The organism is Paraburkholderia sp. Tr-20389 (assembly GCF_017104565.1).
Taxonomy (GTDB): domain Bacteria; phylum Pseudomonadota; class Gammaproteobacteria; order Burkholderiales; family Burkholderiaceae; genus Paraburkholderia.
Map to the genome: position 1 here is coordinate 29631 of NZ_JAAGPD010000035.1, position 25744 is coordinate 55374.

A 25744-nucleotide genomic window follows, 5' to 3' on the forward strand; every position below is an offset into this window, starting at 1 on the left:
GTACACAGGAGCGCGTGCGGCGGCGCAGCGTCGCCCGCGCGGCCCAAATGGGCTAAGATCGAACGATTCACGGCGCGAGCATCGGCGTATTGTTCACGACCTGTACACGAGTTACGCAGATTCGTTGCGCGCGCCACCGTTTTCAGCAGTCAATCCAAAGTCATATCCTTGCCACTACAGGGCGCTTCGCGCGTCGTCCGCAGCGCCACATCGACCATGCAAACCCTCAATCATCCGCTGATTTCCCCGACCCTCGGCACCGCTCGCAGCCTGACGAGCTTCCACTACGGTCCGAGCGGCGGACAGAAGGTCTATATCCAGTCATCGCTTCACGCCGACGAACTGCCCGGCATGCTGGTGTCGTGGGCGCTGCGCCGCAAGCTGGAAGCGCTCGAGGCCGCCGGCAAGCTGCGCGGCGAAGTCGTGATCGTGCCCGTTGCGAATCCCATCGGCCTGAACCAGCATGTGCTCGGCCTGCTCGCCGGCCGCTTCGAAACCGGCACCGCACAGAACTTCAACCGCAACTTCTATAACCTGTTCGAGCTGATCGAGCCCGTGATCGAAGGGCGCCTCACGGCGGATGCCGACCAGAACCGCACGATCATCCGTCAGGCGATGCGCGAAGCGCTCGATGCGCAAAAGCCGCGCACCGAAATCGAATCGCAGCGTCTCGCGCTGCAACGGCTGTCGTACGACGCGGACGTCGTGCTCGACCTGCATTGCGACTGGGAAGCGGCGCTGCACATCTACACGAACCCGGACCTGTGGCCCGACGTCGAGCCGCTCGCGCGCTATCTGGACTCGAAGGCCTCGCTGCTCGCGGTCGACTCCGTCGGCAACCCGTTCGACGAGATCCACAGCTTCTGCTGGTCGGAACTGCGCACGCGCGTCGGCGACCGCTTCCCGATTCCGAACGGCTCGATCTCCGTGACGGTCGAATTGCGCAGCCAGCGCGACGTGACGTATGAGTTCGCCGAGCACGACGCGCAGGGCATCGTCGAATACCTGACGCATCGCGGTGTGATCGCGGGCGAAGCCGCGCCGATGCCGCCGCTCGAATTCGCCGCGACGCCGCTCGCGGGCACCGAGCCGATCGTGACGCCCGTGAGCGGCGTCGTCGTGTATCGCCAGGAAGTCGGCAAATGGATCGATGCGGGCGAGCCGATCGCCGATATCATCGATCCGCTGACCGATCGCGTCATCACGCTGAAATCGACCGTCGCGGGCGTGATGTATGCGCGCCACCTGTCGCGCTTCGCGCAGGCGGGGATGGAGATCGTGCGCATTGCGGGCGCGAAGGCGTTCCGCACAGGTCAGCTGCTATCGGCCTGATATCGCTTGCTGCTAACAACGCAGCCGCACGTCGAATGAAATCGCCCGCTATGTGCGGGCGATTTTTTTGGGCCGCGCTCGAACGAACACAGCACTGCCTGTTTCGTGCACGGAACTAAACAAGTCCGTTTATGACGCATATGCACAGATTTGCGCACAACCCGTTAGCGCGCAAAGCAAACGCTGTCGTATTTGTACTACATATTCACTAAAAATATTTCCTGTCATATTCCTTACCTTTCTCCTCGTTACATTTGCGCCCGTCGCGCGACCAGCCGCAAGAGTTTGGCTCGCGATCGCCATCTTTCAATCCGGAGAAAGCTTTGAACAAGAAAGTACTTACCACCGCTCTACTCGCTTCTGCAGCAGCAGCAGGCACCGCACACGCACAAAGCAGCGTCACGCTGTACGGCGTCATCGACGCTGGTATCAGCTATGCAAACCATTCGAAGAACGCAGCAGGCGGCACCGACAAGATCTTCAAGTATGACGACGGCGTTGCTCAAGGCAGCCGTTGGGACCTGCGCGGCACGGAAGATCTGGGCGGCGGCCTGAAAGCACTGTTCGTGCTCGAAAGCGGCTTCAACAGCGGCACGGGCGCATCGGGCCAGGGCGGCGCGCTGTTCGGCCGTCAGGCATACGTGGGTGTGTCGAAGGATGGCATCGGTGCGGTGACACTCGGTCGTCAATACTCGTTCTCGACCGACTACCTCGGCGGCAACTATTCGACGGGTGGCCTGACGGTCGCCGGCAACTACGCTTACCACATCAACGACGTCGACCAGCTGACGTCGAGCCGCATCAACAATGCGGTCAAGTTCAGCAGCGCGAACTTCGCGGGCTTCACGTTCGGCGCGATGTACGGTTTCTCGAACCAGGCTGGCGCATTCGGCGGCGCCCCGGCAACGGGCACGACGGCCAACCCTGTCGCCGGCTCGTCGCGCGCTTACAGCTTCGGCCTGAACTATGCGAACGGCCCGATCGGCGTCGGTGCGGCGTACACGGACATCCGCTTCCCGAGCCAGGCGACGCCCGCCTTCTCGACGACGATCGCGAACGTCTCGACGGGCAGCGTGCGCGACCTGCGCACGTTCGGCCTCGGCGGCCGCTACATCATCGGACCGGCAACGCTCTACGCGCTGTGGACGAACACGCACTTCGAGCCGATCACGGGCGCATCGACGACGTTCAACAACTTCGAAGGCGGCGCCAAGTACGCGTTCACGCCGGCTCTGACGGGTGGCCTCGGCTACACGTACTCGCGTCTGACGGGCGCGACGACGGGCCACTTCAACCAGGTGGACGCAAGCGTCGACTACGCGCTGTCGAAGCGCACCGATGTGTACGCGCTGGGCATCTTCCAGGAAGCGTCGGGCAAGACGGGTACGCAACCGATCCAGGCTCAGATCGGCTCGGCGACGTCGTACTTCAGCACGTCGGGTTCGGGTTCGCAGAACCAGCTGGCGTTCCGCGTCGGCATGCGCCACAAGTTCTAAGCTGCGTCGCACCGCGAAGCGCTTCAGCGCGCTTCGCCTGCACGCAGATGCACTGGAAAACGCCCCGCTTTTTGCGGGGCGTTTTTTTGTTGGGCCGAGACTCCGCCCGATCAATCCGGCGTGACGAAGATCCGCACTTCGCCGTGCGCGGTCGGCATCGTGAAGTCGTATGTGCGGCCCGCGCGCACGTCGAACAACAGGCGATCGAGTCGTTCGATCCGCGCCGCCTTGTCGCCGCTGCTGAGGCGCGCGACCTCATCCGATTGCTGCAGCACCGCCTGGCGCGCACTCATGATGCGCGCGACGGCGCACGATTGCGATGTGAAAACCTCTTCCATGTCGGGTACATCCTTCCGGCGACGGCCACATGGAAAGCCAGGTTCGCATGCCGCGCCAGCTACGTTCGTCAAGAAAACGCGCCCTCCTTGCCGGGCGCGCGACGATTCTAGAAGCAAGCGCGAATTCTTGCCGTGAGTCCGGCAAGCCGCGGCAGAACGATCAATCGACGATTATGGTAAAGATAAAAAACATTAACTATCGTCAATGACTCGACCGGCCTACTCTTGAAGCATCCCACCGCACTGCCCGGGACGCGCCACAGGAGTTGATCATGAATGCCATCGACAGGTCGCTGCACTATCAGGTCGAGAAATGGCTCGCGCCCGGTCCGCAAGGGCAGATCCGGGTGGTGGGATTCGGGCATCACGGCAAGGACAGAACGCGCTACGCGCATGTCGAAGCGTGGACCACGCGCGGTGCGCGGGCCATCTTCTTCTTTCGTCATCTCGACGGCGGCTGGTGCGTGTTTCCGCCTCGGATGGGCGGGCCGTCGATGGCTGCGCACGTGGGGCTGTGCGGTTAGGCGGGTTCGAAGCGGTCGGCGGCGCAGAGAAGTCGCGCCGCCCTTCACTCATTCCTCAGTTCGACGTAACCAGCTCGGCGAACTTTTGCACATCGACGTTGCCGCCGCTGATCAGCACGCCGATACGCTTGCCCTTCAACCGGTCCTTCATCTGGCGCGCGGCGGCAAAGCCCAGGCAGCCCGTCGGTTCCACCACGATTTTCATGCGCGCAGCAAAGAAGCGCATGCAGTCGACCAGTTCCGCGTCGCTCGCCGTGAGCAGATCGGCGACATCGCGCTGGATGATCGGAAACGTGTGCTCGCCGAGATGCTGCGTTTGCGCGCCATCGGCGATGGTCTTCGGCGTGTCGATGTGGATGATCTTGCCGGCACGGAGCGATTGCTGTCCGTCGTTGCCCGCCTCGGGCTCGACACCGTACAGCGCGCAGTCGGGCGACAGCGCGCGCGTCGACAGCGCCGAGCCGGACAGCAGTCCGCCGCCGCCGAGCGGCACGAAAAACGCATCCAGCGGCCCGACTTCCTCGAACAGTTCTTTCGCCGCCGTGCCCTGCCCGGCCATCACATCAGGGTGGTCGTAAGGCGGAATCAGCGTCAGGCCATGCTTCTGCGCGAGATCGCGGCCGATCTGCTCGCGGTCTTCCGTGTACCGGTCATAGAGGACGACGTTGCCGCCGTAACCCTTCGTTGCCTCTACCTTGATTTGCGGCGCGTCGTGCGGCATCACGATCGTCGCGGGCATGCCGAGCAGACGCGCGGACAGCGCGACGGCCTGCGCATGATTGCCCGACGAAAACGCGACCACGCCGTGACGTCGCTGCTGCTCGTCGAACTTCGATAGCGCGTTGAATGCGCCGCGAAACTTGAACGCGCCCATGCGCTGCAAGTTTTCGCACTTGAAGAACACTTCCGCGCCGAACGCTTCGTTGACGGTTCGCGAAGTCAAAACGGGCGTACGGTGCGCAACGCCTTCGAGACGCTGCGAGGCGGCGACGACGTCGTCATAAGTAGGCAGAGGGAGCTTGGTCATGGGAAATATCGAGAGTTGAGCAGCGCGGGCGTGGCCGCCGGCGCCAGCAGGAGGGTATGCAATGCGTGAGGTGAAGCGGCGCATAGCAGTCCCGTCGGATTCTTCGCATTCTGATTAGACACATTGTCTATGTCAATACATTTTGTAAATCACACTTTGCGCCACGGCGGCGGATCCATCGCGGCGCGGGCCGCATCGAGAAAGAGCCGCACCCTGGCTGGCATGCCTTTCCGCGTCGGCAGAAGCGCGACGATGGGCGCGGGTGTCATCCGCCATTGCGGCAACAGTCGTTCGAGCTTTCCGCTCGCGATCAACGCAGCCGCGTCCCACTCGGAGCGCACCATGATGCCGAGTCCGCGCATCGCCCAATCGCCGATCACGCCGCCATCGTTCGACGACAGCGCGCCCGTTACGCGAACCGTGACCGGCCTGGCCTGCTTCGCCTTGCCCTTCGGCTCCGGCTCGAAACGCCAACGCGACACGTCCTCGTCGTTCTCGCGCAGACACAGGCAAGGCAGATGCGCGAGCCCGGATGGATGCGTGAGCGTATCGAGTCGGGCCGCGAGCCGCGGGCTGGCGCACAGGACGCGCTCGTTCGGCGCGAGCACATGCGCGACCCACGACGAATCCTTCATCTCGCCGATATGGATGACGATATCGGCACCTGCGCTGTCCGCGAGCGGGTTGTCGGAAAGCGTCAGGCTCGCTTTTACGTTCGGATGGGTCAGGTGAAAGTCCCTGAGAACCGGCGCGACGTGAACGCGTCCGAAGCCGAGCGGCGCCACGATGCGCAAGCTTCCCGACACGGCCTGATGTTCGGCGGCGATCCGTTCGGGCAGCGTGTCGAGGCGTTCGAGCAGATCGATGGCCTCCTGCATCAGCCGCGTGCCTTCTTCCGTCAGCGAAATGCCGCGCGCCTCGCGCACCGCGAGATGCACGCCGAGACGCTCCTCGAGTTTCTGCAACCGCACGGTCAAGGCGGGCGGCGTGACGTCGAGCAGCCGCGCAGCACCCGCGAGCGAATGTGCGGTTCCCAGCGCCCTGAACATACGCATGTCATCGAGATCGATCATTAAATTTGTCTAAATGAGATGTTGAGCGAGCATTAACCAAACTATAGCGTACGGATCCTATAGTCGATGACATCGCGCGTACGCCTCATTTCAAGGAAACCCCCGTGAATCTCGCCTCGCTCAACACACCCGCCGCCATCATCAATCTCGACGCGATGACGCGAAACATCCAGCGCATGCAATCGCGCATGAATGCACTCGGCGTGAGATTCCGGCCGCACGTGAAGACGACCAAATGCAATCGGGTCGTGCAGGCCCAACTCGATGCCGGCGCGCAAGGGATCACCGTCTCGACACTGAAGGAAGCGGAGCAGTTCTTCTCCGCGGGAATCGACGACATCGTCTATGCGGTAGCGATGGCCCCCAACAAGCTGGAACAGGCGATGACCTTGCGCCGGCGCGGGTGCAACCTGAAAATCATCACGGACAGCGTGTCGTCGGCGCACGCCATCGTCGCGTTCGGGAACGCACACGCGGCGTCGTTCGAGGTGTGGATCGAAGTGGACGTCGACGGACATCGCTCGGGCATCGCACCCGGCGACGACCTGTTGCTCGACGTCGGGCGCATTCTTCACGAAGGCGGGATGAAGCTGGGCGGCGTGCTCGCCCATGCAGGCTCGAGCTACGACTACAACACGGCGGCCGCGCTGGAACGGATCGCGGAACAGGAGCGCGCCGGCTGCGTGCAGGCGGCCGAACGTCTGCGCGCGGCGGGCCTGCCGTGCGACACGGTCAGCATCGGCTCGACGCCGACCGCGCTCGCCGCCCGGCATCTGGACGGCGTGACGGAGGTTCGCGCGGGCGTCTATGTGTTCTTCGATCTCGTCATGCACAACGTCGGCGTGTGCGCGATCGACGACATCGCACTCAGCGTGCTGACCACGGTAATCGGGCATCAGGAGAACAAGGGCTGGGCGATCGTCGACGCAGGCTGGATGGCGATGAGCCGCGACCGCGGCACGCAGCGCCAGCAACAGGACTTCGGCTACGGCATCGTGTGCAACGAAGACGGCGTGCCGCTCGAAGGCTATGTGATGAGCGCGGCGAACCAGGAACACGGCATCGTCTCTCGCACTGGCGAGCCAAACACGGCGATTGCCACAACGCTGCCGATCGGCACGCGGCTGCGCATCCTGCCCAATCACGCGTGTGCCACGGGCGCACAGCATCCGGCGTATCACGCGCTGTCGCGCGACGGCGCGCTCTCCGAGTGGCCGAGGTTCTACGGCTGGTAAGCGAGCGCTACCACGGCCACGCGACGCGCGTGCCGATACCGGCATCCGTCGCACGATCGAGCAGCATCTGCGCGACGGTCAGATCCTGCAACGCAAGACCCGTCATATCGAAGATCGTGATGTCGTCGCGAGCACGCCCGGCTTTCACGGCACCGCCAACCAGCGCGCCGATTTCGACGCTCGGCACATCGGGACGCCATTGCAGTTCGCCGATCTGCGATGCCTGCATGCGATCGTCGACGTAGACTTGCGCGCGCTCCAGCAGGCCTTCCGGCAATTCACGCTTGCCTTTCGTGTCGGCGCCCACGCAGTTGATGTGCGTGCCGGCACGCACCGCGTCGGCGCTGAACAGCGGACCGCCGCCCGGCGTCGCCGTGATGACGATGTCGCTCTGCGCAACCGCTTCATCCGCTTGCGGCGCGTGAAGCACCTCGCAATGCGCGGCAAACAGCGCTTCGAACGCGGCATCAGGTTCGCCGTGCGAAGTCACGTAACGGATGACCTTCAGGCCGCGCAACAGATGCAGCGCGTACGTCAACTGGATACGCGCCTGCGTGCCCGTGCCGAACACGCAAAGGCTTTCGCTGTCGGCACGCGCAAGTTGCTGCAGGCCGAGGCCGCCCGCCGCGCCCGTGCGCATCGTCGTAATGGCGTTGCCGTCGATCACGCATCGCGGACGCCCCGTCGCAGGATCGACGAGCATCACGGTTGCCTGATGCGGCTCGCCGCCGAGCGCGCGGTTGGACGGCCAGAAACCCGCCGCCTTGAAGCCGAGCAGCGCTTCCGCCTGGACGTCGCCCGACTTGATGCCGAAGACGCCGCCCGTCGCGAGCGATTCGCGCACTACGGGAAACACGCGCCCTTTTGCTTCGCTATGCAGCACGAACGCGCGCTGCACGGCAGCGAGCACGTCGTCGACCGTCAGCAGTTGCTCGACGTCGTCCTTGTTGAGCAGCAGCAATGTCGCGTTCAATGTCACGTTATTTGGCATCGTTGTACACCGTCGCACGAGAAACGCCCAGATGGGCGGCAATGATTTCCATCGACTTTCGCACTTCCAGAAAGCCCGCCTGCTTCAGTTCCTGCATCAACGCTCGCCGCTGCTCCGTCTTCAGCGCATGCGGCGTAGTGGCAAGCGAGATCGCGTATTGATCGATACGCTCGCGCAGCGCTTCCGCATTCGCCGGATCGATCGACTCTTTCACGCCGACGCCCGACGCCGTACAGAACTGCTCCAGCATGTTCTGGATACCGCGAAACAGATTCAGGTCGACGTTCAGGCACAACGCGGCGATGTAGCGGCCCGTCGAGTCCTTGACGCCGACCGACGTACTCTTGGCCCGGCGGCCGTCGCCGAACTGATTCGGATAGTTGGCCAGCAACTGCGGATAGTCGTCGTCTGCGATGCGCGCGAGCCCGAGTTCCGTCGCCGGATCGCCGACGTCGCGCCCGGACAGGTTGTTGTGGATCGCGAGAATCGCGTGGTGCGGGTCGCGCAGATCGTGCACGACGACTTCGCAAAACGGCGCGAACGTCTGCCCCAGACCTTCTGCGATCTGCTTGACCTGATCGATCAGCGACGCCTGCTCCCGCTCCAAAGCGCTTTTCTTCATGGTAGACGTTTTATCTAAAGTTACCCATATTGTACAGACAATGACGGGCGAAGAGGAGCGCCGAAGCAATGAGCAACCGACTCATTTCTCTTGAACGCGGTCTCGCATGGCCTATATTCGACTGATGCACGGCGCATCGACGCCCAAACCGGCATGGCCGCCGGACCGTCGCGTGCCATCGCGAACCAGTGAGCCGATCATGTGCGATAAGTGTGAAGAACCGCGGCAAGACGAAGACCCGGGCCGCAGGCGTTTTCTCGGCTTGACAGGGACGCTGGCGCTGGCGTCCATCGTCCCGGCCGCGCTGCTCCCCGCCACCGCGCACGCGGATGCGCTGACGAAAGCCCAGCGCGACAGCATGACGCCGCAACAGATCATCGACGACATGAAACGCGGCAATGCGCGCTTCCAGAAGGGCGAGCGCAAACCGCGCAACTATCTGCGCGAGCAGCGCGCCAGCGCGGCGGGACAATATCCCGCAGCCGTGCTGCTCAGCTGTATCGATTCACGCGCGCCCGCCGAAGTGATCATGGACCTCGGTATCGGCGATATCTTCAACTGCCGCGTCGCGGGCAACGTCGAGAACAACGACATCCTCGGCAGCATGGAATTTGCGTGCAAGCTGTCGGGCGCGAAGGTCGTCGTCGTGATGGGCCACACGTCCTGCGGCGCGATCAAGGGCGCCATTGCGAACGCCGAACTGGGCAATCTCACTGGACTGCTCGACAAGATCAAGCCGGCCGTGCAGGCCACGGATTACAGCGGAGAACGCACCGCGACGAACTACGCGTTCGTGAACGCAGTCGCGCGCAAGAACGTCGAACTGACCATCGCGAACATCCGCCGCGACAGCCCCGTGCTCGCGGAACTGGAGAAGCAAGGCACGATCGGCATCGCCGGCGCGATGTACGACCTGAACACAGGAGCGCTCGAATTTCTGGGCTGAGGTTGCGGGCCCGTCTGGTAGGGCCGTTGCATTTTCTGTTACGCTGCGCCCTTTCTCTCAGCCTGAACCCGTCAAGATGGATACCCCTTTCAACGAACGCGGCGTGTCGGTCACGCGCAATGCGCTGTCGGCGGCCGGCCAGATCTTTCCGTTGCGCGACATCCAGCAGGTGCGCGTCGTCACCGTGCAGAAGAACAGGCTCGTGCCGTGCTCGATTTCGGTGATCGGCGCAGTGGCCGCGATCGTGGGCGGAGTGTTCTCGTCGTCGCTGGGCATCGTGGCGGGTGTGATGCTGATCGTCGTCGGCTGGCTCACGTGGATCACGCAGGACGTCACGCACCGTCTGATGGTGCAAACGGGCGGCAGCGAACGCGAAGCGTTGTCGAGCGTCGATCTGTCTTTCGTCGAACGCGTTGCGCAGACGGTTCGCGACGCGCTCGGCGCCGCCGCCGCGCCGAAAAACTGAGTGCGCTACGCCGCCTTTACACGAAATTAACGGCGCCCGCCGTTCCTTTTGCACGCGCTTGAGACGCCGCCCGCTACAGTGGACGCGTCTCAACAGCCGCGCCGCCCACTAAGCGGCGGCGCATCGACGATGCATACCGTGATCGCTTCTTCGCGCACCGCTCCGCGCCGCACTGCTTCTCCCGACATCGAAACACAACCCGTGCTGTCGCTCGTCACCATCGACGTGAGCGTGCCCGGCATTTCGTCTGCATCTGGCCGCAGCGCATTGCTCGCGGCACTCGGCGACGGCGCGCGCCTGTTCGTCATGGCCGTGGACAAACGCAACGACTGCATCACGTTTCGCGTCGACGTGATGGCGAAGAGCGTCGGCGAGGTCGTCGGCGTGCTGGCGGGCGCGCTGCGCCGCGCGACCATCGGCCGTGTGCGCACGATCTGCCTCACGAATTCGATCGCACATTCAATCGCACAGCAGCACTAAGCGAAGCGCACCCCTCGTTCACACATTTTTGCAGCTAGCGACGACCGCACGCGTAGAGTCGGCGGTCCTCTCATTTCGCGTGCCCTCGCGCGATGCCAGCGCGCGCCGCCGAGCCCGAACGGCTGCGCGGCGGTCATCGGGGTACGCACTTCTGCAAGGTGTGTGCGATGTCTGTCCATTTCATCCGGCGCATGGCCGGCTTCGCGGGCGCGCTTGTCGCGCTCGCGCTCACGGCCTGTTCGACGCCGATCAGCACGCCCGTCCCGCCTGAGACGCAGCCGAGCCTCATCAACCAGGGCCGCGACGGCCTGCTCATACCGCTGCGAGCGGAACGCAGCGATGCGCACGGCCGCTCGGCGATCGGCCTGCCCGTGCAGATGGACGGCAAGGCCGTCTATCTGATGCTCGACACGGGCACGCACGGCGCGCGCGTGCTGTCGTCGGTATTGCCGCGTTCGAACTATCCGGCAGCGGGCGCGCGCTCCACGCTTGCATTCGCAACCGATGCACAAGTAGCCGGCGCGGCCGTCACAGTGCCGTTAAGTATCGGCGGCGTGAAACCGATGAATATCGACGTGCAGGCTGTCGACGAAGTCAGCTGTCTGAAGATCAACAAGCACTGCGTCGCGCAGGATGGCTACACGGGCGAGTTCGGCTGGGCCTTCTCGGGCATTCTCGGCGTGGGCGCCGATGACCCGCGCGACCCCTGCTGCACGCAACCGCTGCGCGCGCTGCCCGCGAACATCGGTCAGCGTTATCTGGTGCGCGCGCAACTCGACCGTCCGTTTCTCGTGCTGAGTCCGTCGAATGCACTGACGAAGGACTTCACGCTCGTCCCGCTCGCGATGGGCAAGGACGGCTCCGCGCGCTGGCCGGTGGGCTGCGTGCAGGTGGGCAACAAGATGCGCTTTTGCGCGCCCGTTGTGTTTTCGACGGGCGGCACCGACATGATCCGTGTCGAAACCGACAAGGCACCCGACTGGGCCAGCGAGGTCGACGAGCGCATGACGTTCGCACAAGGCAACTATGACGTGGTGCTGGGCATCGGTGACTGGGCCCATCGTTTCAACGATGCGCAGACGACCATCGTGAAGGCCGCACCCGGCGCGAACCGCATCGTGGTAGGGCTGATGTCGCTGCAGAACATCGACCTGCTGTTCGATTTCGCGCATGGTCAGCTTGGTCTGCGTGCGTCGCGCGACATCGAGCGGATGGGTAGCTAGTCATCACGCAAGACGTAAACAGAAAGCCGCCGCGCAATGCAACGCATCGCGCGGCGGCTTTTTCGCTTTCAACGTCTCAGTGCGAACACGTCACTCAAGTTCGAGCGGCTTCACATTCCAGATATCGCGTGCGTACTCGGCGATTGTGCGGTCCGACGAAAACTGCCCCATGCCCGCGACGTTCTCGATTGCGCTGCGCGTCCAGCTTTGCCGGTCGAGATAGCGCTTGTCGACTTCGTCTTGCGCCTTCGCGAACGCCGCGAAATCGGCGAGCACCATGTAGTGATCGCCCCAGTCGACGAGCGTATGGAAGATATCCGAGAAGCGCAGCGGGTCGTCGGGTGAGAAGAAGCCCGTGCGGATCTGGTCGAGCGCCAACTTCAACTCGGGGTTGTGCTCGTAGATTTCGCGCGGCCGATAACCCGTCGCGCGCAATTCGTCGACCTGATCCGCCGTGTGTCCAAAGATGAAAATATTCTCGCGTCCGACGGCATCGCAGATCTCGATGTTCGCGCCGTCCATCGTGCCGATCGTCAGCGCACCGTTCAACGCGAGCTTCATGTTGCCCGTACCCGACGCTTCCGTGCCCGCCATCGAAATCTGCTCGGACAGATCCGCCGCGGGAATGATCAGCTCGGCGACGCTCACGCCGTAGTTCGGCACGAATACCACCTTCAGGCGATCGCCGATCACCGGGTCGCTGTTCACGGTCCTGCCGATGTCGCCGATCAGCTTGATGACCGTCTTCGCCATCCGGTACGCGGACGCCGCCTTGCCCGCGAACATCACCACACGCGGCACCCAGTCGCGCTCCGGATGCGCGCGAATGCGGTTGTACCGCACGATCACGTGCAGCGCGTTGAGCAGTTGCCGCTTGTATTCGTGGATGCGCTTCACCTGAAGGTCGAACATCGCGTCCGGGTCGAACGTCATCTTCGTGTGATGCTGGAGACGCTGGATCAGACGCAGCTTGTTCTGGCGCTTCGCTTCATGGAACGCGTGCATGAACGACGGATCGTCGCGCAGATCGCGCAGCTTGCCGAGTTCGAACAGATCGCGCCGCCAGTGCGTGCCGATCTGTTCGTCGATCAGCTTCGACATCGACGGACTCGACTGCGCGAGCCAGCGGCGCGGCGTCACGCCGTTGGTGACGTTGGTGAAGCGCTCGGGCCAGATCTTCGCGAAATCCGCGAAGATATCGCGCGTCATCAGTTGCGAATGCAGCTTCGACACGCCGTTCACTTTCTGGCTCGCGACGATCGCCAGATGCGCCATGCGCACGCGCCGCTGTCCATATTCGTCGACGAGCGAGATACGCCGGATCATGTCGACGTCATGGCCCGAATGCTCGCTGACATGCTTGAGAAATTCGGCGTTGATCTCGAAGATGATTTCGAGGTGACGCGGCAGCAGGCGCGCGAGCGTCTCCACGTCCCACGTTTCGAGCGCTTCGGGCATCAGCGTGTGATTCGTGTACGAGAACATCTGCTGTATGTCTTTCCACGCCTTCGCCCACGGCACGTGATGCACATCGACGAGCAGACGCATCAGTTCCGGAATCGCGAGCACCGGGTGCGTGTCGTTCAGATGCACGGCGACCTTTTCCGCGAAACGCCCGAACGTGCTGTGCGTGCGTTGATAACGGCGGATCAGATCCTGCATCGTCGCCGACACGAAGAAGTACTCCTGACGCAGGCGCAATTCGCGGCCGGCGGGTGTCGAGTCGTCGGGATACAGCAGACGCGACACGTTCTCCGACATGTTCTTCGCATCGACGGCACGACGGTAGTCGCCCTGATTGAACGCCGACAGATCGAGCTCTTCCGTCGCGCGCGCGGACCACAGGCGCAGCGTGTTGGTCGCGCTCGTCGCGAAGCCGGGAATCACGGTGTCGTAGGCCATCGCGTTCACGTGCTGCGTTTCGATCCATTCGACATGACCGTCGCGCTGCACCGTGCGTCCGCCGAAATGCACGATGTACTGCACTTCAGGACGCGGAAATTCCCACGGGTTGCCCGCGCGCAGCCAGTAATCGGGGGTTTCGATCTGCTCGCCGTCGACGATCTGCTGCTTGAACATTCCGTATTCGTAACGAATACCGTAGCCGAAGCCCGGAATGCCGAGCGTCGCCATCGAATCCAGAAAGCACGCGGCGAGACGCCCGAGGCCGCCGTTGCCGAGCGCGGCATCGGGCTCGAGATCGGTCAGCGCTTCCATGTCGACGCCGAGACCCGCGAGCGCTTCCTTCATCTGGTCGTAGATGCCGAGCGCGAGCAACGCGTTCGTGAACGTGCGCCCGATCAGGAATTCCATGGACAGGTAATACACGCGTTTCACGTCCTGCTCGTACTGCTGGCGCGTGGTCTTCATCCAGCGCGCGACGAGCCGGTCGCGCACGGCGAGCGCCGCGGCATGCAGCCAGTCTTGCGGACGTGCCGTCACGGCGTCCTTGCCGACGCCGTACATCATGCGGTTGGAAATCGAGCGCCGCAGCGCATCGACGGTACTGTTGAGCTGGTCGAATTCCAGATCCACCGCTGTCATCGAAGCCTCCGGTAAATCGACGCGGCGCGCGCTGAACGGTTTGCGTAGTGGGTGCGTGCGGCGCGGGCCGGTCTGGTGGATAAATAAGCAGAGTAGGACATTTTGCATCGTCCCGTGTCTGCGTCCATTGCGTTCTCGAAAAGCCTGCTCACCATGCAGACACGGCGCGCGGCCGTGCAGTTCCACGATCGGGCGGCCTGATTCTGTCTGAGCAACTGTCTGAGCAACTGCGATGCCCCAGATGGGCACGATGCCGGTGCAGACGGCCCGCTTCCTTGCACTAGTATGGATGAGTAAAAAGGCGGTCCGGAGACAGTGGCGTCGCGCTACGTCCCGCCGGGATCCGTCTGTAGCGCCGCTGGCGTCGCCGTGCTCCGATGGAGGTCGACATGAACGCACAATCCGTGCTCGGTATCATCCATGCGCAGGAATTGCTGATCGTCTCGCTCGTACGTGCGCTTCCGCCCGGCGAGCGGCGCAAGGTGTCCGACGAGTTTCAAGGTCAGGTCGAACTGGCCGAAGCGCCCCATCTGAGCGACGGACACGACCGCGAGATGACGGATGCATTCAGGGCGCATATCCGCAAGCTGTCGATTCTGCTCGCGTCGTGTAGCTGATTCGGCTCAGTCTGTCCCGCCGCGTCGACTCAATTCGTCCGGACGCGCCGAAGCAGACAGTTAGTTGCATCGATGAACAATCGGTTCGCCCCGCTTGCAAGGGCCTTTCACGTCCGCCCTTTTTGCGCAGTGCTCAGCACGATCTGCGCCACTCTGTAACAATCGCTTCATTCGCAGCGGATGCGCGGATCATCCTGCGATCCCGCGCATGCCGATGCATGCCCCGCCCCGTTCGTTGCCGAGTCTGTCCTTGTCCGAGAACACACCTAATCCGGCACGCGTCGCAGACGCGCCCATGTCCGCCGGTCACCGTTTTGCGATGGCGGCGATCATGCTCTCCGTCGCGCTCGCCTCGCTCGATACCGCCATCGCCAACACGGCGCTGCCCGCGATGGCCGCGGATCTGCACGCGCGGCCGGCGGCATCCGTGTGGATCATCAACGCGTATCAGCTGGCGATGGTCGCAACGCTGCTGCCGCTCGCCGCGCTCGGCGATATCGTCGGGCACCGGCGCATCTATATCGGCGGGATCGGCGTGTTCACGGTGGCTTCGCTCGCCTGCGCGCTGTCACCGACCCTGCCGATACTGGCGGGCTCGCGCGTCGTGCAGGGGCTCGGGGCGGCGGCCATCATGAGCGTCAACACGGCGCTCATCAAACATCTGTATCCGCCGCATCAGCTCGGACGCGGGGTCGGTTTGAATGCGCTGGTGGTGGGGGTGTCGTTTGCTGTGGGACCGACGGTCGCGTCGCTGATTTTGTCGGTCGCCGACTGGCCGTGGCTGTTTGCCGTCAACGTGCCGCTCGGCGTGCTGGCGTTGTCGTTCGCGTTGCCGGGACTGCCGCGCACGCCGCGCGGCACGCATCACTTCGACCGGATCGCCGCGCTGTTGAACGTGATCACGTTCGCCGCGCTGATTTTCGCGCTCGGCGAAGCGGCACAGCGCGCGCCATCGACGATCGTGCTGGGCGCGGCTGCTATCGCGATCGTATTCGGCGCGCTGCTGATGCGCCGCGAAGCCGGCCATCCTGCGCCGATGCTGCCCGTCGATCTGTTCAAGCTGCCCGTGTTCGCGCTGTCTGCCGTGACGGCCGTGTGCTCGTTCGCCGCGCAAGGGCTCGCGTTCGTGTCGCTGCCTTTCTATTTCGAGGATGTCCTGCATCGCAGCCAGGTGGAGACCGGCTTCCTGATGACGCCGTGGCCCGTGATCGTCGCGCTTGCCGCGCCGTTCGCGGGCAGGCTGTCGGACCGCTATCCACCCGGACTGCTCGGCGCGATCGGCCTGGCGATTCTATGCGGCGGGATGGCTTCGCTCGCGATGTTGCCCGCGCATCCGCCCGTGATCGACATCACGATCCGCATGGCGATCTGCGGCGCGGGCTTCGGCTTCTTCCAGTCGCCGAATCTGCGAGCGCTGATGGCGAGCGCGCCGCCCAATCGCAGCGGCGGCGCGAGCGGCATCATCGCGACTTCGCGGCTGATCGGGCAAACGACGGGCGCGGCGCTCGTCGCGCTGAGCTTCAGCATTGCCGGACCTCACGGTCCGACGCTTTCGCTGGCAGCGGGCGCGATGTTCGCGGGCGCCGCGAGCATCGCCAGTGGCTTGCGGCTCTTTGCGCCGTCCCACCGCGCGCAGACGGTAGTCACGACGGTGACTGCGAAAGAGCAATAAGCAGGGAGGCGGGCATTGCGCCCGCCTCCCAAAATCAGCGCGCGAAATACTCCTTCACCGCCGTCACGAACGTATCGATATCCGCCCGCGACACGTCCATATGCGTGACGAAGCGCGACGCGTACAGCATCTGCGTAAGGATGCCGCGCTCCTTGAGCCACGTTTCGAGCGGCGCGCAGTGCTCTTGCGGAAACTGCGCGAACACCATGTTGGTGGCCTGCGACTGCACTTTCACCTGATCGATCTGTGCGAGGCCCGCGGCGAGATGCGCGGCGTTGTCGTGATCTTCGGCAAGCCGCTCGACGTTGTTGTCCAGTGCATACAGACATGCCGCCGCCAGCACGCCCGCCTGGCGCATGCCGCCGCCCAGCACCTTGCGCCAGCGATGCGCGACGTCGACCAGCGCCTTGCTGCCGACCAGCACCGACCCCACGGGCGCGCCCAGCCCCTTCGAAAAACAGATGGAGACTGAATCGAACGGTGCGCACAGCGCCTCGACCGGCTGCTTCGACGCGACGGCCGCATTGCAGACACGCGCGCCGTCGAGGTGCGTCGCCAGCTCGCGTTCGCGCGCGAGCTGCGTCGCCTCGGCGACATAGCCCGCGAGCAGCACCTTGCCGCCGATCGTGTTTTCCAGCGCGAGCAGACGCGTGCGCGCGAAGTGATTGTCAATGGGCTTGATGGCGGCAACGATCTTGTCGAGGGGAAGCGACCCGTCCAGCGCGTTTTCGAGCGGCTGCGGCTGAATGCTGCCCAGCACGGCCGCGCCGCCGCCTTCGTATTTGTACGTGTGCGCGGCCTGACCGACGATATACTCGTCGCCGCGCGCGCAATGCGCCATCAGCGCGGCGAGATTGCTCTGCGTGCCGCTCGGGAAGAACAGCCCCGCTTCCTTGCCCGCACGCTCGGCGACCGTGGCTTGCAGGCGCAGGACCGTCGGGTCGTCGCCCCAGACATCGTCGCCGGTTTCGGCGGCTGTCATCGCGGCGAGCATGTTCTTGCCCGGACGGGTCACGGTATCGCTGCGCAGATCGATCATGTGCTTTTCCTCGAAGATGACGGGGCGCCCCACATACACGGCACGACGAGTGAAGCGCGCGTTGAATCCGGAGAGTGTATCAACTCCGTCAAGGTCGAGCAGGTAGACCAAATGGCCAGGTTTGAACGGCGGCGGTGCTCAGGGCGTTTCGAGCGCGGACTCCCGCGAATCGAATGTATCCGCGAACGCCTCGAAGTCTTCGATCGGCAGCGGCCGGCAGAACAGATAGCCCTGGTACGCGTGACACCCCGCGTCGGCGAGGAACTGCCGTTGCGCCTGCGTCTCGACGCCTTCGGCGATCACGCCGAGGCCCAGACTCTGCGCGAGCGTAACGATCGCGCGCGCGATCACTGCGTCGTTCGGATCGTCGAGCACGTCGCGCACGAACGACCTGTCGATCTTCAGTTGCCCGAGCGGCAAGCGCTTCAGATACGACAGCGACGAGTAGCCGACGCCGAAGTCGTCGAGCGAAAACACCACGCCCTTGGTGCGCAACAACGTCATCTTGCGGATGATGTCCTCGACGTTGTCGACCAGCACGCTCTCCGTCAGTTCGAGCTTCAGGCGGCTCGGATCGGCGCCCGTTCGGGCCAGCGCGTCGAGCACGCTGGTCACGAAGCTGTCCTCGCGAAGCTGTTGCGCGCTCACGTTGACGGCAATCGACAGATGCGCGCGGTCCGCGCGCAACGACCACTGCGCGAGCTGCCGGCACGCCGTGTCGAGCACCCGGTCGCCGAGCGCGAGAATCAGCCCGGTCTCTTCGGCGAGCGGAATGAATTCGGCGGGCGGCACGAGTCCATGCTGCGGATGCTGCCAGCGCACGAGCGCCTCCGCGCCCGTCACGCGGTTGCCCTTGAACACCTGGGCCTGGTAATGCACGAGCAGCTGGTCTTCATCGATCGCGCGGCGCAACGCCGCTTCGAGCGCGGCGCGTTCCATCACGACCGTCTGCATCGCCGGGTCGAAGAAGCAGATCGCGTTGCGCCCGCTTTCCTTCGACTTGTACATCGCCAGATCGGACTGCTTCAGCAGTTCATCTATCGAGGTCTCGTGCCCGGTGAAAAGCGTCGCTCCGATGCTCGCCGTCGTGCGGAACTCCGTGCCCGCGAGGTAGTACGGATTGGACAGCGCGACCAGCACCCTTTCGGCGGCGGCTTCTGTTTCGCTGGCGGCTTCGTCGCGATTGCGGCTCAGATCGCTCAGTACGATCACGAACTCGTCGCCGCCCATGCGCGCCACCGTATCGCCTTCGCGCACGCTCGCCAGCAGCCTTCCCGCGACCTGGCCCAGCAGCAGATCGCCCTTGTCGTGACCGAGCGTGTCGTTGAGCGTCTTGAAGTTGTCGAGGTCGACGAACAGCAGCGCGCCATGCGTATGGTTCTGCGCACTCAGCGCGATGACCTGCCTCAGCCGGTCGCGCAACAGCGTGCGGTTCGGCAGATGCGTGAGCGCGTCGAAGAACGCCAGCTCCTTGATCTGCTCTTCCGCGAGCTTGCGCTCCGTGATGTCGTAGTGCGTGCCGATGTAATGCGTGACGTTGCCGTCGACGGCCTTCACGGCCGTAATGGTCAGCCACTTCGGGTAGATCTCGCCGTTCTTGCGGCGATCCCAGATTTCGCCCTGCCATCCACCTACGCGGTGGATCGTCTCCCACATCTCGCGGAAGAATGCGGCATCGTGACGGCCCGAGCTGAGCAGACGCGGGTTCCTGCCGATCACGTCGTCGGCGGTATAGCCCGTGCATTTGGTGAACGCCGAATTGACGCGCAGGATCGTGCCGTCGGCGTCCGTCACCATCATGCCTTCGAGCGAATCGAACGCGACGGCGGCGATGCGCAGTTCGGCTTCGCTCTCGCGCACTTCGGCTGTCATCTTCGACGCAAGCCGCATCGCGCGACTGCGGCCGCTCGCAAGGCTCCATGCCAGCAGTGCGAGCAGCAGGCTCAGCCCCGCGCCCGTGAGGGCGATCAGCAACTTCGCGTTGTGGCCGAAGCGCGCCTTGAAATCGGGCTGCGCCGTCATCGACAGCGTCCAGTCGTGCCCGCCGACCACGAGGTATTCGTTCGCCGAAATCACGTCGCGCTGCTTCGGCTCCGACGAGCGGTACAGCAGCGATTCCGCCGACGGCTGCGTGCCGTCGTAGATGGACAGATAAAGCCCGGGCGGCTGATCGCCGTAGAGACTCGCCAGCACGTCGCGCATGCGGAACGCCGCGTAGACCCAGCCGAGCAGATGCGCACGGCGATCGTCGACGGTGTCTTGCGGCGCGCCGCGCTCATAGATGGGCAGATACATCACGAAGCCGGCCACGGGCTGGGCGCCCGAATCCGATGCCAGTTGCACCTTGCCCGACACGACGGCGAGACCCGAGTCGCGCGACTTTTCCATCGCCCGCCGGCGCACGGGACTCGCCCACGTGTCGAAGCCGATCAGCGCATTGGGATCGGCGTACAACGGCTCCCGCGCGATCACGGGCGCGTAGCCCTCGCGCTCGCCGGGCGGATCGATTGCGTAGCGCCTGCCGAGGCGTCTGTGCATGTCGGCGAGGTGCGCATCGCGCCGTTGCGCGGGCACCCATTGCACGACGCCGAGCGCCTGCATGCCCGCGATGGTCGCATCGGCATTGACCGCGCCGAGGTAACCGTGAAACGCGTCGAGATCGAGCGAGCCGCGCGCCGCGAACATGCCCTGCACGCCGCGCAACATCTGCTCGTAGGTTGCCATCCGCTGCTCGACGCGGCTGACGGCATCGCCCAGCGCGAAATTGAATTCGGACAGCAGTTCGCGCCGCACGGCCTGACGCTCGTGATCCCACACTGACCAGGTGATCGTCAACCCGGTCAGCAGAATCAGCAGCGGTAACAGGACGAGGCGCGCGCGGCTCATCGCGGAAGCGTGAAGTCGACCATCGAATCCGCGAGTTCAGGTTTGAAATACTTCCTGAAAATGCGGCGCACCGTGCCGTCCGCGCGCATCTCTTCGACGAGCGCGCGCCACTTGTCCCGCTCTTCGGGCGACAACGCCTTCTTCGACATGATGAGACCGTGCGGCGTCGCGGGATCGCTGAATTCGATGATGGTGGTGATGTCGCGGATGCGTTTCTCATCCAGCGCCGGATAGTCGAACGGCTCGATGATCATCCCCTGAATGCTGCCGCGCATCAGCGCCTGATAAAGCGGATCCAGCCCGCCCGCCTGACTGACGCGATTGGCTGCGGCAAGCGTATCCACCAGTTCGTTGGCCGACTGACCATACCGGAAGCTTCTGATGACGCCAAGCTGAAAGTTATCGTTGTGTGCAAAATCGGACAGTTGCCGGATCCCGGCGTCCTTGCGCACGAGCAGATAGAACCGGTCGCTGAAGTACCACGCGAACGAAGCGTACTGGTCGCGTTCTTCGTTGGTGATGCCGGACAGGCTGAAATCGAGCGCGCCGGATTCGATCACCTTCCAGATACGCGCCCGCGACATCAGGCTCACGCGGATTTCGCAGCCGCTGCGGCGCGCCAGCTCGTCGGCGAAATCCTTGTCGATGCCCTCGTTGGTCTCCTGCGAATAGAGCAGCCCATGATCGTGCAACGCAAGCGTGAAAGGACGCGTGCAGTCGGGGCCGCCCGCGAAGGCGCAAGTGCTGGCGGCCGCCAGTGCGAGCCCGCTTAGCAAGCCGATGAGTCCGCGGTGAATCACGGTGATGCTCCCCGTCGTTGGGTGGTGAGTGCAGTAGTCGTTCTATGCAGGCAATCGCTCGCGAAGCGCCTGGGGAGCCTACGCGAAAATGGCCCAACCGGGTTAACGGCAAAAAAGACGGCGAGCTTGACCTGCTGTTTGCGCGAATGGCAAATGGATCCGCCGCCAACGCTCGCGCCTCATTTCATTTCACTGACGACAGGCGAATCGCGTGCCGTGCGACGCTTGCGCAACCTTCACGCCACCGTCGCCACGAAGATCGCGTTGTTGACGGCATGCAGCAGCATCGGCATCGCAAGGCCCTTCGTTTTCTTCGCGAGCCAGCCGGCCACGAGCGCCAGCAGGAACAGATAGGCGAACGCGCGCAAATCCTGATGCATCGAAGCGAACACCACCGCCTGAATCACGTTCGACCAGCGGAAGCCGAGATGCCGCGACAGGCCACCCAGCAGTCCGCCGCGAAACACCAGTTCTTCGATGATGGGCACCGCCACGCAAAGAATCGCGACGGCAAGCGGCAACGAGCCCATTGCCTTCGCGCCGATCACGATGGATTGCGCGAACGACACGACGCTCGTGTCCGCGACGTGCGGGGCGTGCGATGCCGTCGCCCAGCGCAGCACGTTGATGCTGAGAACGGCGGCTGCGGGCAGCATCCACTTCAGCTGCCATGCGCCGCGTCCCCACAGGCCGCGCCACGCGATGCGCCGCATGATCCATGCGAGACCGGCAGCGGCGAACAGCAGTGTCCACACATAAGCGATCACGAGATCGCTCTGCCAGCCGACGCGCCCTACCTTGTCCTTCACCTGCGCGATAAGCGCAGTGCCCGAATGAAACGACATCACCAGCCAGAGCACGACCGAGAACAGACTCAGCGCATACCACGCGTGCCTGAGTCCGATGCCCGCGAACAGCGGCTCGGACACCTCGCCTTTGCGCAAGCGGACCACGCCGCGATAGTGAACGGGAAACATCAGGAGGCCCGGCAAGCAGGCGATGATGGCGACCGTCATCAGGCAACTGAAGGCGAGCGGAAGCAGGTCGCGCGTAAAGGCGGCGGCCGGGCTCAACGACAGAAGATGTGCGTAAGCGGACGCGAGCCGCGTCGCGTTGTGGGTGCGCGAATACTCGTCGGCGATGACGGCGGCGGCGGCGTTGGCGTCGTGCGTATCGAAGGCGACGTCCAGACGCAATTGCCGCAGCGGCGGCGTTTCGTTCTTGATGGGCGCTTTGTCGGCGGACAGAACGGACTGCGCAGCCGTCGAGTTTCCCGCGTGCTGAAGCGCCCGTGCGCGCGTGTAGGTGTCGATCTTCAAACCCGCCTCGTCGGTCCGGCGCAGTTCGTCGAGTGCGGCGGCCGGCGTCAGCGCGTCGACGGCGACGTTGATGCGCCGGGACGCTTGCCAGGCCATCTTCGGGACCGGCGACGCCGACAGCAGCGCAACGCCTTCCTTTACCTTGCCGTGGGTGCCGAGAAAGCGCACGGCGTCGATGAGCTGCGGGCTGGCCGGATCGAGATGCGCAGCGATGACGGCTTCTTCGCCGGCGCGCCGGTCGTCTTTCTGCATCGCATAAGCGCGCGAGAGCGACGCGTGGAGGCGCGCTTTCTGCGCCGTGCTCCAGCCGGCGGAACGCGCGACGAGCGGCTCGCCGACACTGGTGGCGTCCTTGCCGAAGCGCTGCTCGAGATTGAACAGCAACGCGTCCGCATTCGACGGAAACTGCTTTTCGAGGCGAGTGCGGCATGCGTCCAGATCTTTCGACGCGACGTCGGTCCACGCGAGATCTTCGGCCCACGCGTAGTGCTGGATGAACGTGCAACGTGCGATGGCGAGCGCGGCGTCGTCGGGTCGCTGCTTTTGCGCGGCCTCGTACGCGTCGAGCACCTTTTTGTACGCGGCCTGCTGCTGGGTCGACACGAGTTCGGATGCGCGATCCGCGGAGTGCAGCAGATCGGGCGTCGGCAATGTGTCGCCGGCGTGACAGAGCTGGCAGATCAGCACGGCGCCCCATGCCAGCAGATATTTTCTGAGCGGCTTCATGGTCAGGTCGACAGCGTGCCCGAGTGAGTGCGTGCAGGACGAGGCGCGGCGTTCGTCGGCCGTCGCGAGGCATCATCCGATGTGACCGTCACGCCCTGCACCATCAGACACAGCACGAAGCCGAGCACCTGAAGGAAGCGGGCGAGCGAAAAGAAGTTTTCCTTGAGGTCGACGCGATAACGTATCGCCGATCCGTTCGCCAGATTGCCCGTCGCGTAGACGGTATTGTCGGGCAGGCGAAATATCGCGGACAGCGCGCTGGAGACGAAACGTGCAATCAGCAACGCACCGAGCGCGGCCGCGCCGATGTGCAATTCGAACATCCAGCGCGGCTGACCGGACATGCGGAGCCATGCCACGTCCGACAGATTGACGTATGCCGACGCGCCCCCGCATGCCGCAGCGAACAGACACGATATGAGCCAGGATCGTGGCGCCCCGGCCTGTCTCAGATAGTTGTACATGACTCTTGTCTCGCAGAACGCGATCTGCGCGATGCGTTGTGCTCGCCTGGCGCACACGGATCGTACAGCGCTCGAACGTGCTTACGGCAAGGTGTCACGAAACTTTACCTGCGCGGTGTCAGCGCGAGAGATTTGACAATCTGAAATGGAAGGCGCAAAAAGCAACGCGCCCACGACCTCGACGATCGTGGGCGCGTAAAACGCATGGGTTTGCCCGAAAAAACGCGGCCTTCTCAGTGTCCCAGCGATTCGAGCTTGCCGGGTGCCGCTTCGCTGACCTGCGGTCTTGCCATCTGCTTGATCAGCAGCGCGACGCACGCAACCAGCCCGGCAATCGCGATCGTCGCGAACACGCCGGAGAACGTGAAGTGCCGGCGCGTCAGTTCAGCAACGAGGAACGAGCCCGCAATCCCGCCGAAACGCCCGACGCCGAGCATCCACGCGACACCCGTGCCGCGCCCTTCCGTCGGGTAGAACGCCGCCGCGAGCGCGGGCATCGACGACTGCGCGGTATTCATCAGCACGCCGGAGAGGAACACGATCGCCACCAGTGCGCCCACATTGCCCGCCGCCTGCCCGATGAAGTACACGCTCACGGCCGTCAGCGCATAGCACACGGCGATCACGCGATTCGCGTTGAAGCGGTCCATCAGCACGCCGGCCAGCACCGCGCCGACGCCGCCGAGCGGGAACAGCGCGGAAATCAGCGTCGCGCTCTTCGGCGTGAGGCCCGCATCCTTCAGCAGGATCGGCATCCAGTTGATCGACGCATAGAAGATCACGAGGCCCATGAAATACGTGACCCACAGCATCACCGAGCCGACGATGTACGAACGCGACAGTACGACGCCCAGGCCCTTGCTGCCCGTTTGCGGCGCGGTTTCCGTCATCACGAACGAACCGGCGTTCAGCGCCTGCTGCGAAATGCGCGCGAGCGTCGCGCGAATCCGTTCGACGGGCTGATTGCTCGCCACCATGAAGCGCACCGACTCGGGCATCTTCATCAGCAGCACGACGCCGAGCAGCAACGGCGTCACGCCGCCGAGCATCAGCACGCTGCGCCAGCCGAAATGCGGAATCATCCACGCGGCGAGAAAGCCGCCGAAGGCCGCGCCCAGCGGAAAGCCGCAGAACATCAGGTTGATCACCGTCGCGCGGCGGCGGTCCGGACAGAACTCGCCCATCATCGTGACCGCGTTCGGCATCGCGGCGCCGAGACCGACGCCCGTGATGAAGCGCAACACCGTCAGTTGCCCGATGCTCGACGAAAACGCCGACGCGAGGCATGCAATGCCGAACACGAACACCGACGTCAGCAGCAGCGAGCGGCGTCCCAAACGGTCCGACAGCGGACCCGAGCCGAGCGCGCCGCACGCGAGGCCGAACAGCGCGGCGCTGAGCACGGGTGCGAGATCCGGCTTCGAGAGCCCCCACTCGGTCAGCAGCGACGGCGCGATGAAACCGATCGCCGCCGTGTCGAAACCGTCCAGCAGGACGATCACGAAGCACATGAAAAACACGAGCCATTGGAAGCCGCCGAACGGCTGCTCATTGATGAACGTCTGGACGTTCACGACGGAAGTGCGATTCATCACCTGTCTCCAGCTACGCGACGCAGTGCACATGCTGCGCCTGTCTCACTCTATATTGCCTCAGAAGCGAGGCACGATATGCATCTTCGCGACGAAACACGCATTGCGGCGAGATGAAGCCTCTACCATCGCCCTCGTGTTCGTATGTCGCACAATCTTTCAGATTGCGAACACTTTAGCCTTTCGCGTCGACGAGCGTCAATGAAGGGTTATTACTGATGGATCGGTTCCCGCAGCCCGGAGGAACGGTGAATCCGGAAGTTGCTCGAGCATGTTCCAGCGTCGAAATGAGAATTCTGCGTGGAGCGCGTCGTCTTCGCCGCACGACGCAT

General features: G+C 64.0%; 22 protein-coding genes. 10 read left to right on the forward strand and 12 right to left on the reverse strand.

Annotated features, from left to right (window positions below):
* The first annotated feature begins 216 nt into the window (after positions 1–216).
* Positions 217–1332, forward strand: coding sequence for a succinylglutamate desuccinylase/aspartoacylase family protein (locus G3N95_RS27710; protein ID WP_205973283.1), 1116 nt, complete (start codon positions 217–219; stop codon positions 1330–1332).
* A 323-nt stretch (positions 1333–1655) separates the two neighbouring features.
* A complete protein-coding gene (locus G3N95_RS27715; protein WP_205973284.1) occupies positions 1656–2828 on the forward strand; it encodes a porin in 1173 nt (390 codons plus the stop codon).
* A gap of 110 nt (positions 2829–2938) precedes the next feature.
* Here G3N95_RS27715 and G3N95_RS27720 read toward each other — a convergent pair whose 3' ends face one another.
* Complete coding sequence (locus G3N95_RS27720; protein ID WP_205973285.1) at positions 2939–3166, reverse strand: hypothetical protein; 228 nt, start codon at positions 3164–3166, stop codon at positions 2939–2941.
* 272 nt (positions 3167–3438) lie between these two features.
* Here G3N95_RS27720 and G3N95_RS27725 point away from each other — a divergent pair, with 272 nt between their 5' ends.
* Positions 3439–3690, forward strand: coding sequence for a hypothetical protein (locus G3N95_RS27725; protein WP_205973286.1), 252 nt, complete (start codon positions 3439–3441; stop codon positions 3688–3690).
* Between the two features lie 55 nt (positions 3691–3745).
* Here the strand turns inward: G3N95_RS27725 and G3N95_RS27730 are convergent, their stop codons facing one another.
* Both G3N95_RS27730 and G3N95_RS27735 read right to left on the reverse strand, forming a co-directional pair.
* Positions 3746–4717 carry a threo-3-hydroxy-L-aspartate ammonia-lyase gene (locus tag G3N95_RS27730; protein WP_205973288.1) on the reverse strand — a complete coding sequence of 324 codons (972 nt, stop codon included), beginning with the start codon at positions 4715–4717 and terminating at the stop codon, positions 3746–3748.
* A 149-nt stretch (positions 4718–4866) separates the two neighbouring features.
* A complete protein-coding gene (locus tag G3N95_RS27735; protein ID WP_205973289.1) occupies positions 4867–5790 on the reverse strand; it encodes a LysR family transcriptional regulator in 924 nt (307 codons plus the stop codon).
* 104 nt (positions 5791–5894) lie between these two features.
* On the opposite strand from G3N95_RS27735, the gene G3N95_RS27740 reads away from it, so the two are divergent.
* Positions 5895–7025, forward strand: a complete 1131-nt coding sequence (locus G3N95_RS27740) for a DSD1 family PLP-dependent enzyme (protein ID WP_205973290.1) — start codon at positions 5895–5897, stop codon at positions 7023–7025.
* Between the two features lie 7 nt (positions 7026–7032).
* Here G3N95_RS27740 and G3N95_RS27745 read toward each other — a convergent pair whose 3' ends face one another.
* Positions 7033–8016, reverse strand: coding sequence for an ornithine cyclodeaminase family protein (locus G3N95_RS27745; protein WP_205973291.1), 984 nt, complete (start codon positions 8014–8016; stop codon positions 7033–7035).
* Positions 8006–8638: a helix-turn-helix transcriptional regulator gene (locus G3N95_RS27750; RefSeq protein WP_205973292.1), complete on the reverse strand. Its 633-nt coding sequence runs from the start codon at positions 8636–8638 to the stop codon at positions 8006–8008. The genes G3N95_RS27745 and G3N95_RS27750 overlap by 11 nt, the downstream gene beginning before the upstream one ends.
* A 199-nt stretch (positions 8639–8837) precedes the next feature.
* Here G3N95_RS27750 and G3N95_RS27755 point away from each other — a divergent pair, with 199 nt between their 5' ends.
* The 4 genes from G3N95_RS27755 to G3N95_RS27770 all read left to right on the forward strand — a co-directional run bounded on the left by G3N95_RS27755 (position 8838) and on the right by G3N95_RS27770 (position 11753).
* Positions 8838–9584, forward strand: coding sequence for a carbonic anhydrase (locus G3N95_RS27755; RefSeq protein ID WP_205973293.1), 747 nt, complete (start codon positions 8838–8840; stop codon positions 9582–9584).
* Positions 9585–9660: 76 nt separating this feature from the next.
* Positions 9661–10050, forward strand: a complete 390-nt coding sequence (locus G3N95_RS27760; RefSeq protein WP_205973294.1) for a DUF6232 family protein — start codon at positions 9661–9663, stop codon at positions 10048–10050.
* A gap of 129 nt (positions 10051–10179) precedes the next feature.
* Entirely contained in the window at positions 10180–10530 is a 351-nt protein-coding gene (locus G3N95_RS27765) for a hypothetical protein (RefSeq protein WP_205973295.1), read from the forward strand.
* Positions 10531–10697: 167 nt separating this feature from the next.
* Positions 10698–11753, forward strand: a complete 1056-nt coding sequence (locus G3N95_RS27770; protein ID WP_205973296.1) for a hypothetical protein — start codon at positions 10698–10700, stop codon at positions 11751–11753.
* A 90-nt stretch (positions 11754–11843) separates the two neighbouring features.
* On the opposite strand, the gene G3N95_RS27775 is transcribed toward G3N95_RS27770, so the two are convergent.
* On the reverse strand, positions 11844–14297 hold the full coding sequence (locus tag G3N95_RS27775) for a glycogen/starch/alpha-glucan phosphorylase (protein WP_205973297.1): 2454 nt from the start codon (positions 14295–14297) through the stop codon (positions 11844–11846).
* A gap of 389 nt (positions 14298–14686) precedes the next feature.
* Between G3N95_RS27775 and G3N95_RS27780 the strand changes: the two genes are divergently transcribed.
* Entirely contained in the window at positions 14687–14914 is a 228-nt protein-coding gene (locus tag G3N95_RS27780; protein ID WP_205973298.1) for a hypothetical protein, read from the forward strand.
* Positions 14915–15128: 214 nt separating this feature from the next.
* Complete coding sequence (locus G3N95_RS27785) at positions 15129–16586, forward strand: MFS transporter (RefSeq protein WP_205973357.1); 1458 nt, start codon at positions 15129–15131, stop codon at positions 16584–16586.
* A gap of 34 nt (positions 16587–16620) precedes the next feature.
* Here G3N95_RS27785 and ltaE read toward each other — a convergent pair whose 3' ends face one another.
* The 6 genes from ltaE to G3N95_RS27815 all read right to left on the reverse strand — a co-directional run bounded on the left by ltaE (position 16621) and on the right by G3N95_RS27815 (position 25412).
* Positions 16621–17625: a low-specificity L-threonine aldolase gene (gene ltaE, locus G3N95_RS27790; RefSeq protein WP_205973299.1), complete on the reverse strand. Its 1005-nt coding sequence runs from the start codon at positions 17623–17625 to the stop codon at positions 16621–16623.
* Positions 17626–17763: 138 nt separating this feature from the next.
* On the reverse strand, positions 17764–20511 hold the full coding sequence (locus G3N95_RS27795) for an EAL domain-containing protein (protein ID WP_205973300.1): 2748 nt from the start codon (positions 20509–20511) through the stop codon (positions 17764–17766).
* Complete coding sequence (locus G3N95_RS27800) at positions 20508–21311, reverse strand: transporter substrate-binding domain-containing protein (protein ID WP_205973301.1); 804 nt, start codon at positions 21309–21311, stop codon at positions 20508–20510. The genes G3N95_RS27795 and G3N95_RS27800 overlap by 4 nt, the downstream gene beginning before the upstream one ends.
* A 236-nt stretch (positions 21312–21547) precedes the next feature.
* Positions 21548–23356: a type II CAAX endopeptidase family protein gene (locus tag G3N95_RS27805; RefSeq protein WP_205973302.1), complete on the reverse strand. Its 1809-nt coding sequence runs from the start codon at positions 23354–23356 to the stop codon at positions 21548–21550.
* 2 nt (positions 23357–23358) lie between these two features.
* Complete coding sequence (locus G3N95_RS27810; protein WP_205973303.1) at positions 23359–23700, reverse strand: hypothetical protein; 342 nt, start codon at positions 23698–23700, stop codon at positions 23359–23361.
* Between the two features lie 353 nt (positions 23701–24053).
* Positions 24054–25412 carry an MFS transporter gene (locus G3N95_RS27815; RefSeq protein WP_205973304.1) on the reverse strand — a complete coding sequence of 453 codons (1359 nt, stop codon included), beginning with the start codon at positions 25410–25412 and terminating at the stop codon, positions 24054–24056.
* Positions 25413–25744: the final 332 nt, after the last annotated feature.